Source organism: Pseudomonas sp. Irchel 3H3 (assembly GCF_900187635.1).
Taxonomy (GTDB): domain Bacteria; phylum Pseudomonadota; class Gammaproteobacteria; order Pseudomonadales; family Pseudomonadaceae; genus Aquipseudomonas.
This window is the reverse complement of record NZ_FYEC01000016.1, coordinates 66566-78319: the sequence shown is the minus strand read 5'-3', so window position 1 is coordinate 78319 and position 11754 is coordinate 66566. Positions and strand designations below refer to the sequence as shown.

General features: G+C 61.9%; 9 protein-coding genes and 1 other RNA gene. 2 read left to right on the top strand and 8 right to left on the bottom strand.

Annotation, left to right across the window (positions count from 1 at the left end):
- Positions 1-29 precede the first annotated feature (29 nt).
- The 7 genes from ssrA to CKW24_RS17840 form a co-directional block, all read right to left on the bottom strand.
- Positions 30-426: a transfer-messenger RNA gene (gene ssrA / locus CKW24_RS17870) on the bottom strand.
- 98 nt (positions 427-524) lie between these two features.
- The gene (locus CKW24_RS17865; protein ID WP_095169490.1) at positions 525-800 is read right to left on the bottom strand and encodes a hypothetical protein; all 276 of its coding nucleotides are present in this window, start codon (positions 798-800) and stop codon (positions 525-527) included.
- Positions 801-1076: 276 nt separating this feature from the next.
- Positions 1077-3887 (bottom strand): FAD-binding and (Fe-S)-binding domain-containing protein, encoded by a 2811-nt coding sequence (locus CKW24_RS17860; RefSeq protein WP_095169489.1) that lies wholly within the window; start codon positions 3885-3887, stop codon positions 1077-1079.
- Positions 3884-4555, bottom strand: coding sequence for a lactate utilization protein C (locus CKW24_RS17855; protein WP_095169488.1), 672 nt, complete (start codon positions 4553-4555; stop codon positions 3884-3886). The genes CKW24_RS17860 and CKW24_RS17855 overlap by 4 nt, the downstream gene beginning before the upstream one ends.
- Positions 4555-6009 (bottom strand): LutB/LldF family L-lactate oxidation iron-sulfur protein, encoded by a 1455-nt coding sequence (locus tag CKW24_RS17850; RefSeq protein ID WP_095169487.1) that lies wholly within the window; start codon positions 6007-6009, stop codon positions 4555-4557. Before CKW24_RS17850 ends, CKW24_RS17855 begins: the two co-directional genes overlap by 1 nt.
- On the bottom strand, positions 6006-6830 hold the full coding sequence (locus CKW24_RS17845) for a (Fe-S)-binding protein (RefSeq protein WP_095169486.1): 825 nt from the start codon (positions 6828-6830) through the stop codon (positions 6006-6008). The genes CKW24_RS17850 and CKW24_RS17845 overlap by 4 nt, the downstream gene beginning before the upstream one ends.
- Positions 6831-6972: 142 nt before the next feature.
- On the bottom strand, positions 6973-8667 hold the full coding sequence (locus CKW24_RS17840) for a lactate permease LctP family transporter (protein WP_095169485.1): 1695 nt from the start codon (positions 8665-8667) through the stop codon (positions 6973-6975).
- A 260-nt stretch (positions 8668-8927) separates the two neighbouring features.
- Between CKW24_RS17840 and CKW24_RS17835 the strand changes: the two genes are divergently transcribed.
- On the top strand, positions 8928-9695 hold the full coding sequence (locus tag CKW24_RS17835; RefSeq protein ID WP_095169484.1) for an FCD domain-containing protein: 768 nt from the start codon (positions 8928-8930) through the stop codon (positions 9693-9695).
- A gap of 51 nt (positions 9696-9746) precedes the next feature.
- Here CKW24_RS17835 and smpB read toward each other — a convergent pair whose 3' ends face one another.
- Positions 9747-10229, bottom strand: a complete 483-nt coding sequence (smpB, locus tag CKW24_RS17830; protein WP_095169483.1) for an SsrA-binding protein SmpB — start codon at positions 10227-10229, stop codon at positions 9747-9749.
- Positions 10230-10346: 117 nt separating this feature from the next.
- Here smpB and CKW24_RS17825 point away from each other — a divergent pair, with 117 nt between their 5' ends.
- Positions 10347-11750 (top strand): sodium-dependent transporter, encoded by a 1404-nt coding sequence (locus CKW24_RS17825; RefSeq protein ID WP_095169482.1) that lies wholly within the window; start codon positions 10347-10349, stop codon positions 11748-11750.
- The last annotated feature ends 4 nt before the right edge of the window (positions 11751-11754 follow it).

Genomic DNA, 11754 nt, shown 5'->3' with positions numbered 1-11754 from the left:
ACGTCCGTGGACGTCTTTAGATGATGAAGTGGTGGAGCCGGGGGGATTTGAACCCCCGTCCGCCAGTACTCCGCTGTCGGTACTACATGCGTAGCCGTTTCTATTAAGTTAACCCTCAGCGACCCGAAGGGCAGGGTGCTTTGGGCGAGTTGTGTAAGTTTTAGCCGATTCGTCCACAACGTACTGCACGGCGATTCTGTTCTATATGACAATCACTTTGGGTTTACAGACATCCCCTGGTGATTGCTGGACCCGAAGGTACCAGAAGCTCAGGGCTAAGGCTGCTTACGCAGCGAGAGCGAATTCCTGGCCGTAGTTTTCGTCATTGGCAACTATAAGTAGTTGCAACAGTGGATTTACGAGTTCTGTTACCAACTCGGCATGCACCTAAAGTTTCGCAACCGGCGTCGAATCCTAAACGGCCCCGAGCCCACTGCTCTGTGGATCAATTTGAGCAGCAAGCCTGTGCAGTGTACGCCAACGCGTTCGATAAGGCCAACCCGAAGGTTGGCCTTGAGCGCGCATCAGCCCTTGTCGGGGGTACGGGTCTGGATTTTGGTCAGGGTCCCGGTGGTGATGTCGATGCAATCTTTGGTGTTACCGGCAGCCTTGGCTTCCTGTGCTTTCTTCAGCGCCGCCTTGGCGTTGTCCATGGCGTTTTCCGAGGTGGCGGGCGCGGTGGCGATGGCATCCTGGAGTTTCTGGATATTGCCATCGCACAGGTCTTCATCCGCTGCAAACACCGGCGAGGCCAACAGTGCAGCGGTGATGAACAATCCAGCAATTGCAGAGTGCTTCATGGGTATCTCCTTGTGCATGAGGGCTCGGTGCTGCCGGTCGATGGGGCTGCTGGCCGAGGGGGTTAAGCTCTTTTGCAGGGCTTAGCTAGATGACTATAGACGCACGCAGGAATTCGGTTTTTTTTTGCGGTTTTGCCGAAACAGTAGGGGCGGGTGCCCGCTGGCGGCTTGCTCGCGATGAACTCGGGGCCGGCGGGTTGAATCAGTCAGCACCGGTTTTTTGTTGAGTTCATCGCGAGCAGGCTCGCGTCTACATACACCCACCCCAGGTAGGCCCTATGCCGGGCGGGCCTGGGTCACGCGGTCTACCAGGTAGACCAGGCCGTGGTAGTCGATCCCGCCGTGCTGGCTGAGGCCGATTTCACAGGTGCGGCTGGTGGAGATGCCTTCGCTGCAATGCTGCACGGCGTCCTTGAGGGTGCGCAGTGAGTGGGCGTTCAGCTCGGGGGTGGTGAAGCCTTTGTCGCCGGCAAACCCGCAGCAGTGGATGCCTTCGGGGATCACCACGTTGTTGCTGCAACGCCGGACCAGGTCGATCAGCGCCTGGCTTTCGCCCAGGTGCTGGGTGCTGCAGGTCACGTGCACGGCAATTGGGGCGTCTTGCGGGGTGAAGTCGAGGCGCTCCAGCAGGTGGCTGCGGATGAAACGCACCGGGTCGTAGAGGTCCAGGCGTGTGTCGCCCAGGTCCTGCATCAGGCGCAGGGTGCAGGGGCTGGTGTCGCAGTAGATTGGATCGAGCCCGCCGCGACTGGCGTGGAGGAGGGCGCCGAGCAGTTCCTGGCGTTTGTGTTCGGCTTGTTCGGCGTAGCCTTTGGAGGCGAATGGCTGGCCGCAGCAGAGGTTGTCGAGGTTGTCCGGAAACACCACTTGGTAGCCGGCTTTTTCCAGCAGGCCGCGGGTTTTGTCGTACAGCGAGGTCTGCTCCTTGTCGCCCGCTGCCGGGCCCATGGCGCGTGAGACGCAGGCCGCCAGGTAGACCACTCGCGGGCGTGCATCGCTGACCGTCGGGCTGAAACGGATCGCCCGTTCCGGCTGGGGCATGGCGTTGCTCCACTGCGGAATCTGCCCTTTCGACAGTTGGCTGAGGCGGGCCGAGAGTTTGCTCAGGCGTGGCGCGCCCAGCAGCATCCGCGCGCCGTTGGCCACGTGCAGGGTGAAGCGCGCGCCTTGCAGAGCCGTGGCGAAATGTCCTTCCAGCCAACTAGCGGTTTTCACATGGGTGGCGCTGCGGCTGCGCAGTTTTTTCACCAGCTCGCCGGTGTTGATGCCCACCGGGCAGCGTTGCGCGCACAGGCCGGTTGCCGCGCAGGTGTCGAGGCCCTGGTATTGGTAGGCTTCTTCCAGTTCACGGGTGTCGATGCCAGCGCGTTTTTTCGCCTGGATGTCGCGCCAGATCACGATGCGCTGGCGCGGGCTCAGGGTCAGGCCTTTGGACGGGCAGACCGGCTCGCAGAAGCCGCACTCGATGCATTTGTCGACGATCTCGTCGGCAGCCGGCAAGGGCTTGAGGTGCTTGAGGTGGATCTGCGGGTCGTCGCTGAGGACCACGTCCGGGTTGAGGATGGCGTTGGGGTCGAGCAGGCGTTTGAGCTGCCACATCAACTGGTAGGCATCGCTGCCCCATTCCAGTTCGACGAAGGGTGCCATGTTGCGCCCGGTGCCGTGTTCGGCCTTGAGCGAGCCACCGAATTCCACGGCCACCAGTTGTGCCACGTCGTCCATGAACGCCTGGTAGCGGGCGACTTCTTGCGGGCTGTTGAAGCCCTGGGTGAAGACGAAGTGCAGGTTGCCCTCCAGGGCGTGGCCGAACAGGATCGCTTCGTCGTAGTGGTGTTTGTCGAACAGCTCGATCAGGCGGTTGACGCCGATTGCCAGTTGCTCCACCGGGAAGGTAACGTCTTCGATGATTACCGTGGTCCCGGTTTTGCGCACCGCGCCGACGGCGGGGAAGGTGTCTTTGCGGATCGCCCAGAGCTTGGCGTTTTCCGCGGGGTCCTGGGTGAAGTCGACCTGCTTTTCCACTGGGAAGGGCGCCAACGAGCTCATGATCTGCGCCAGCTGTTCCTCCAGCAGCGCCGACGTGGCGGCGCGGGACTCGATCAGCAAGGCGCAGGCCTGGCTCGACAGTTGTTGGACGAACGCCGGCATCCCGGGTTTGTCCTGCACCGAGCGCAGGCTGCGGCGGTCCAGCAGTTCCACCGCCGAGACCGGCTGGCTTTTCAGCACGGTGACGGCGGTGCAGCAGGTTTCCACGTCGTGGAAGACGATCAGCGCCGAGGCTTTGTGCGGATGGTCGATCACCGTGTCGTAGGTCACCGCGCTGATGAAGCCCAGGGTGCCTTCGGAGCCCACCAGCAGGTGGCTCAAGATATCCACAGGCTCGTCGTAGTCCACCAGGGCATTGAGTGACAGGCCGGTGGTGTTTTTCAGACGGTATTTATGGCGAATTTTCGCCGCCAGGCTGGCATTGGCCCGGGTCTCGCGACCCAGGGTCGCCAGGCGCTCCAGCAGGTCGGCGTGACTGACGCGAAAGGCCGCGACGCTGGCGGGGTCCTCGCTGTCCAGGCGACTGCCGTCGGCCAGCACCAGGCGAATCCCGGCCAGGGTGTGGTAGGTGTTCTGGGCGGTGCCGCAGCACATGCCGCTGGCGTTGTTGGCGACGATGCCGCCGATCTTGCAGGCGTTGATCGAGGCCGGGTCCGGGCCGATCTTGCGCCCGAAAGGAGCCAGCCAGGCGTTGGCCTGAGCGCCGATGACGCCCGGCTGCAGGCGGATCTGGGTGCCTTGGCCGCGAATCTCGCGGCCGTTCCAGTTATCCCCCAGCACGATCAGTACCGAGTCGCTGATGGCCTGGCCGGACAGGCTGGTGCCGGCCGCGCGGAAGGTCACCGGGACGCGGTCGCGCTGGGCCAATTGCAGCAGGCTGACCACTTCGTCTTCGGACTCGACGCGGATCACCAGTTGCGGGATCAGCCGGTAGAAGCTGGCGTCGGTGCCAAAGGCCAGGGTCGACAGCGGGTCGTCGAAACGCCGCTCGCGGGGAATCAGTTGCTGCACATCGCGCAGGAAAGCCGTCGGTAGGGTCATTGGTCCTCCAGGATCAGTACCACCAGGTCTTTCGGACCGTGGGCGCCGTACGCCAGGACTTGCTCGATATCGGCGGTCTTCGATGGGCCGGACACCAGCAGCGCGTTGGTCGGCATGCCTTGGGCCCAGTTGAACTCGCGTTGTACCTGATAGAAGTTGTCGCGGATTTCGCTGGCCTTGAGCAGGGCGAAATGCACCGGCGGCACCAGGCTCATCAAGCGCGGTTCTTCGCGGGTCGGCCAGAGGATCAGGCTACCGGTGGCAGCGATGGCGCCGAGGGTGGCGGTCAGGCTGGCCGGGGTGTCGTTGAACAACTCGGCTTTCCACTGTTCTACCGGCCGGTCGTAGGCTTTCAGCGTCGGCAGCCCGGGATGTTGCGCCCAGTGCTGGGTGACGCGTTGCCCGTGGGCGGTGGTCGGGGCGATCAACAGGCTGGGTAACTGGCGCTCGGCCAACAGCTGCGCGAGCAATGCCGGCCAGCTGTCAGCCGAGGTCAGGTGGATTTCGGTGTGCACCGCTTCCATCAGCTTGCGCAGTTGTGGGATGCGTTGTTCGGCGGTGTAGGTGTAGGGCTCGGTCACCAGTGCTTCATCGAAGTTGTCGGGCACGGGTGTGGTGCCCGTCAGGCTGTGGCGCAGCTTGGCGAGAATGTTCTGTTTGGCACTCATCAGCGATCCCCCTGTTTGCCCAGATGCTCGCGGGCCATGTCGTGCAGTGAGCGGGCGGCCGGTTTTGGCGCGCTGTGGTTTTGCGTCCAGGGGCCAAGGTTGTTCGGCGTGAGGGCGCGCAGACGGGTGGCGAAGAAGCCGAACAGCCGATACAGGGTTGGCGAGCTGTTGAGCCTGGCCCAGGCGTTCCAGATGAAACGCTCTTTGCGCGAGTACTTGCTGCCCTGGCCGCGCATGACCTGGTGCGGGGTGTCGGGTGCCTTGACGTTCTCTTCGCGCAGGCGGCGCAGCAGGGCCGGGATCGGGATTTTCACCGGGCACACTTCACCGCAGGCGCCGCACAGGGAGGACGCGCTCGGGTGGTCGGGGACTTTCGCCAGGCCGACCATGTGCGGGGTGATGATCTTGCCGATCGGCCCAGGGTAGACCTCGCCATAGGCGTGGCCGCCGATGCGGGTGTAGACCGGGCAGTGGTTCATGCAGGCACCGCAGCGGATGCAGTTGAGGGTCTGGCGCAGTTCGCTGTCGGCGAAGGCCTGGCTGCGGCCGTTGTCCAGCAGCACCAGGTGCACTTGCTGCGGGCCGTCGAGCTCGTGGGCCTGGCGCGGACCGGAGATCATGTTGACGTAGGTGGTGATCGGCTGGCCGAGGGCCGAGCGGGTCAGCAGCGACAGCAGCGGGACCACGTCGCGCAGGTTCTCGACGACTTTCTCGATCCCGGTGACGGCGATATGCACCGGCGGTACGGTGGTCGACATGCGGCCGTTGCCTTCGTTTTCCACCAGCAGCAGGGTGCCGGTTTCAGCCACGGCGAAATTGACGCCGGAGACGCCGATGTCGGCTTCGAAGAATTTCTGGCGCAAGACTTTGCGCCCGATCTGAATGAGTTGGTCAACGTCCTTGGTGTACTCCACGCCAAGTTTGTCGTGGAACAAGGACGCGACCTGACCGGCATTCTTGTGGATCGCCGGCATAATAATGTGTGAAGGCTTCTCGTGGTCGAGCTGGACGATGAACTCGCCCATGTCCGATTCCAGGCATTCAATGCCCTGTTCAGCGAGGACATGGTTCATCTCCATCTCTTCGCTGACCATCGATTTGCCCTTGATCACTTGCCGCGCCTCGTGAGCGCGGATGATCTTGAGGACGATGCCATTGGCCTCGTCCACCGTTTCCGCCCAGTGCACTGTCACACCGTTGCGGGTCAGGTTCTGTTCAAGTTGCTCGAGCAGGTCGGGCAGCTTGGATAACGCGCGGGCGCGGACAGCATTGCCCAGCGCGCGCAAATGTTCTCTTTCGTGGGCATCGCTGAAGGACGCTGCCCGTTTTGTCATCAGTGAATCCATCGCAGTGCGAAAGTTGTTTCGCAGTTGCTGGTCGTCCAAAGCCTTGTGAGCCCGGGCGCGAAAATCTTCGTCGACGCTGACCGTCGGAATAATCGTGGAAGTGCTCATCGGGCACCTCCGGTTCGCTGCCAGAGGAAGCTGGCCAAGTGTTGGCCACGTAGCGCTGCCTGCTGTTTCTCGAGCGAGCCGTTGATGTTCATCAAGCAACCGCAGTCGGCACTGAGTACCTGGTGGGCGCCGGATTCCTTCAACGACCGGGTCTTGTCCGCCACCATCGCGCCGGAAATGTCTGGCATACGGACGCTGAACGTCCCGCCAAAGCCACAACATTCGCTTTCGTGATCGTGGTTGACCCGTTCCACGTTGCTCAGTTGCGCCAACAACTCGCGACCGTGCAGGTGGGTGTTCATCTCGCGGCGTGCCGAGCACGACGTGTGCAGGGCCACCTTGACCGGTGCGCCGCTGTCCTTGAGCTGCACCTTGCAGACAAACAGCAGGAACTCGGCCAATTCATATGTCCGGGCGGCGAGCGCCTGGACGTGCAGCAAAGTGTCCGGCTCGTCCTTGAACAAGTCGGCGTAGTGTTCGCGCAGCATGCCGGCGCAGGAACCCGACGGCACCACCACCGGATAATCCCCGGCAAACAACGCCAGTTGCGAGCGCGCCACGGTCCGTGCCTGCTCGGTGTAACCCGAGGTGTAGGCCGGTTGTCCGCAGCAGCTTTGGCCTTGCGGGTACTCCACGCGAATGCCTTCGCGCTCCAGCAGGTGAATCGCGTCCATCCCGGCTTCGGGATAGAACAGGTCGACCACGCAGGTGCCGAACAGGTAGACCCGTGGCGGTTTTACGCTGGGGTACTGGCGCGGTTCAGGCAGTGGCGGGGCAACCCGCGTCGCGTTCGGCACCGCGTTGTAGAAAAGCTCGCTCATCAGGCGTGTCTCCGGGTGGGCCCGGTTATCCGTCTGCTGCGGTTGCTGACTGTAAAGCGACAAGCTTTCAGCAACCTTGCAGACCGGGTTGTGAGTTGCAGACGCCGCAGGCGGGCCACGGCGTCGGTTCTTTCGCTTTTGTTTAGTGCACCAGCATGCCAGTGAACCAATAGGCTTGGGCCAGTGTGATCAGGCCGACGATGGTTGCAAAGAATAGGCTGTGCTTGAGGGTGAAGCGGAACAGATCCGATTCCTTGCCCACCAGGCCGGTCGCGGCGCAGGCCACGGCGATCGATTGTGGCGAGATCATTTTGCCGGTTACGCCGCCGCTGGTGTTGGCGGCCACGAGCAAGGTGTCGCTGACGCCGATCTGGTGCGCGGTGGTCGCTTGCAGCGAACTGAACAGGGCATTGGAGGAGGTGTCCGAGCCGGTCAGGAACACGCCCAGCCAGCCGAGGAACGGCGAGAAGAACGGGAACGCCGCGCCGGTGCCTGCCAGGACCAGGGCCATGGTCGACGACATGCCCGAGTAGTTGGTGACGAAGGCAAACGCCAGCACCATGCCGATCGAAAGAATCGGCCAGCGCAGTTCGTAGAAGGTCTCTTTCAAAGTGGTCAGACCAGTTTTGAAATTGATCTTCAGTACCCACATCGAGATCAGTGCGGAGAAGAATATCGCCGTGCCGGTCGCCGAAATCGGGTCCAGCTTGAACACCGCCGGAATGGCCGTCGGGTTGGTGACGATCGGGGCGACCTTGACCACCATCTGGTCCAGGTGCGGGATGGCGAAGTTGAACACCCAGCTGTACATCGAGCCGCCAGCGGCAAACATCGCCTTGAAGGGCTTGAGGGTCCAGATGGTCACCAGCACGGTGAGGATCAGGAACGGCGACCACGCCTTGATGATTTCACCCAGGCTGTAGGGCGAAGCCACGCTGGTGCGTTTCTGCCCGAAACCACCGACGCTGGCGGTGACTACGGCGTCCGAAGTGACACCGGCGATCTGCGCGCCAGCGGTACGTTTTGGCTGCCAGACCTTGAGGAACAGGGTCAGGGAAATCAGGCTGGCCAGGGCCGAGGTGATGTCCGGCAGTTCCGGGCCGATGAAGTTGGAGGTGAAGTACTGGGTGATGGCGAAGCTCAGGCCGGCCACCAGAGCGGCTGGCCAGGTTTCCCGCACGCCGCGCATGCCGTCCATCATGAACACCAGCCAGAACGGCACGAACAGCGACAGCAGCGGCAGCTGGCGGCCGGTCATGGCGCCGATCTTGAAGGCGTCGATGCCCGTCACCTGGCCGGCGACGATGATCGGGATGCCCAGTGCGCCAAACGCCACGGGTGCGGTGTTGGCAATCAGGCACAGGCCGGCGGCGTACAGCGGATTGAAGCCAAGGCCCACCAGCAAGGCGGCGGTAATGGCCACCGGTGCACCGAAGCCTGCCGCGCCTTCGAGGAAAGCGCCGAAGCAGAAGCCGATCAGCAGCACTTGCAGGCGCTGGTCATCGGTAATCGACAGCACGGAGCTGCGGATCACTTCGAACTGGCCACTCTTGACCGTCAGTTTGTAGAGGAACACGGCGGCCACGATGATCCAGGCAATCGGCCACAGTCCGTAGGCAAAGCCATAACCGGCGGCGGCGAAGGCCATGTCGACCGGCATCTGGAAGGCGAAGATTGCCACCAGGATCGACAACGCCAGAGTGATGCTGCCGGCGACGTGTCCTTTGAGGCGGAACACGGCCAGGGCCAGGAAGAAAAATACGATGGGGATAACGGCCGCGAGCGCGGACAAGCCGAGACTGCCGAGCGGGCTGTAGAGCTGTTGCCAGGTTTGCATATGGGGTGGCCCCTAATTGTTGTTGGTCAGGCACTGAACGCGTACTTGGATAATTGGTAAGACCAATTTACAATCGCTGTGGGCTAGGTTAAAAGCCTTGTGGGTGGTGTGTCAATTTGCCGCCCTAAAACTTTTGTCGAATGAGCGGTGCAGGGGCCATCTGATCCGCTCGATCAAATGTGCTCTGGTAGGTGCTGGCGCGGCGTCAATAGGCCAGAATAGAGAGCCCGGCGAGCCGTCGGGATGGTGGAGAATGAGTTATGGGGTTTGATCAGGTTCGTCAGCGCCGTTTGTCTGACGATATTGTCGAGCAGCTCGAAGGGATGATTCTCGAGGGCACGCTGAAGTCCGGGGAGCGGCTGCCGGCAGAGCGCGCCCTGGCTGAACAGTTTGGGGTGTCGCGGCCTTCGCTGCGCGAGGCGATCCAGAAATTGACAGCCAAGGGCTTGCTGGTCAGTCGTCAGGGTGGCGGCAATTATGTGGTCGAATCCCTGGGCTCGACCTTCAGCGATCCCCTGCTGCACCTGCTGGAGAGCAACCCCGAAGCCCAGCGTGACTTGCTGGAATTTCGTCACACCCTGGAAGCTTCATGCGCCTACTACGCGGCGTTGCGGGCGACTGAGGTCGACCGTCAGCGATTGACGGCGGCGTTCGATGAGTTGCAGGACTGCTACACCCGTCACGATGAAGTGAGCCGGGCGGAGGAGGGGGCTGCGGACGCCAGGTTTCACCTGGCGATTGCCGAGGCCAGCCACAACGCGGTGTTGCTGCACACCATTCGCGGGCTGTTCGATCTGCTCAAGCGCAACGTGGTGACTAACATCGGCGGTATGTACCAGCAACGCACGGAAACCCGCGACATGCTGATCACTCAGCACCGGGAGTTGTACCTGGCGATTATCGAGGGGCGCGCCGAACAGGCAAGAGAGGTTTCCAGTCGCCATATCCTGTATGTGCAGGAGGTGCTGGAGGAGGTGCGGCAGCAAGTGCAGCGCGAGGCCCGGGCGGAGCGGCGCAAGGGGATGTGATCATGATCGTTCCCACGCAGGGCGTGGGCACGATCAATTCAAGGCAAGAAGTTAGTCTTCCTTGCCCTTGTTGCGTACCGCACGCTGCAGCTCGCGGCCGGCATCACGTTCGCGCTCGGTATCGCGCTTGTCGTATTCCTTCTTGCCCTTGCCCAGAGCGATCTCGCACTTGACCATGTGCTTGCTCCAGTACCAGGACAGGCATACGCACGCATAGCCTTTTTGCTGCACGGCAGCTGCCAGCTTTTCCAGCTCGCGCCGGTTGAGCAGCAATTTGCGAGTGCGCACCGGGTCGGCAATGACGTGGGTGCTGGCGGTCATCAGGGGCGTGATGTGGCTGCCGAGCAGCCAGGCCTCGCCATCCTTGAGCAGCACATAACTGTCGACCAGTTGCAGCTTGCTCGCCCGCAGACTTTTTACTTCCCAGCCGGCCAGGACCAGACCAGCCTCGAACCGATGTTCGATGAAGTAATCGTGTCGCGCCTTTTTATTCTGCGCGATGGTCCCTGTTGGGTGTTTCTTCTGTTTAGCCATAGGGGCGGCATTATAGGCAGTTGCGCGCGAGTCGGCTACGGGGATCCTGCGTGCTTGAGCGCATTGAGTGAATCCCGGACAATGCGCCCTCTTTTTTAGTGGTTGGGCGTAGTGTCGATGTCGTCAGACAAGGTTTCAGTCCACGGTAGTTGGGCGAGCCGTTGGGTATTCATACTCGCTGCAACCGGCTCGGCCGTGGGCCTGGGAAGCATCTGGAAATTCCCCTACATGGTCGGCGTCTATGGCGGCGGTGCGTTTGTCCTGGTGTTCCTGGCGTGTATCGCGTTGATCGGCCTGCCGGTGATGCTGGCGGAAACCCTGATTGGCCGCCGAGCCCGGCAAAGTCCGGCGAACGCCTTGAAGGTACTGGCGTTGGAGGCGGGGCATTCGGCGAAATGGTCCTGGGGGGCATTTGCCGGGATGATCACGGCGTTGCTGATCCTGTCTTTTTATAGCGTGGTCGGTGGCTGGTCCCTGGATTACATCATCAGCATGGGCCGGGGGGATTTCCAGGGTGTGGCGGCCGATCAGGTCGGCGCCTACTTTGAGGGGGTGATCGCCAACCCGTGGCGCCTGACACTCTGGCATAGCCTGTTCATGCTGCTGTCGGCGGCGGTCATTGCCAAGGGGGTGGTGGCGGGGCTGGAGCGCAGCCTGCGGATCATGATGCCGCTGTTGTTCGTGATGCTCCTGGTGTTGCTGGGCTACAGCATGACCACCGGGCATTTCATGGAGGGCGTGCATTTCATGTTCGACTTCGATTCGGCGAAAGTCCTTGGCGGCCTGTTGCCCGCCATGGGGCATGCGTTCTTTTCCCTGAGCGTGGGCGTGGGCTCGATCATGATCTACGGTGCGTATATGCCCAAGGATTCGTCGATCTCCGGCACCGTGGTCGGGGTTGCCCTGCTGGACACCTTTGTTTCGCTGCTGGCCGGCCTGGCGTTGTTTCCGATTGTGTTTGCCGGCGGCTTGAACCCGAGTGAGGGGCCTGGGCTGATGTTTGTCAGCCTGCCTTTTGCCTTTGGTAATGTGGCGTTCGGCCAGGTGATGGGGGTGGTGTTTTTTGTCCTGGTGGCCATTGCCGCCTGGAGTTCGGCGATCTCGCTGCTTGAACCGATGGTCGCGTACCTGGTTGAACGGACGAAAATCCGCCGGGGCTGGGTGACGTTCTGGCTGGCCTTCAGTTGCTGGTTTGTTGGCCTGGGGACGGTGTTTTCCTTCAATATCTGGAAGCAGGCCAAGTTTTTTGTGAACGACGGCGCCGGGTTCCACCTCTACCAATGGGGTGCGCACAGCGGCCTGGACTTCTTTGGCGTGATCGATTTCTTCACCTCGCGGATCATGTTGCCGCTCGGTGGATTGTGTTTTGTGGTGTTTGCGGGTTGGGTCATGAATCGGGGAGCGGTGCGCGACGAATTGTCGATCCGCAATCCGGCGCTGTTTGCCCTGACCTTGTTTTTGATGCGCTATGTGGCGCCCATCGGCATTCTTGTAGTGTTTGCCGCCCAGCTGTGGAAGTGACGCT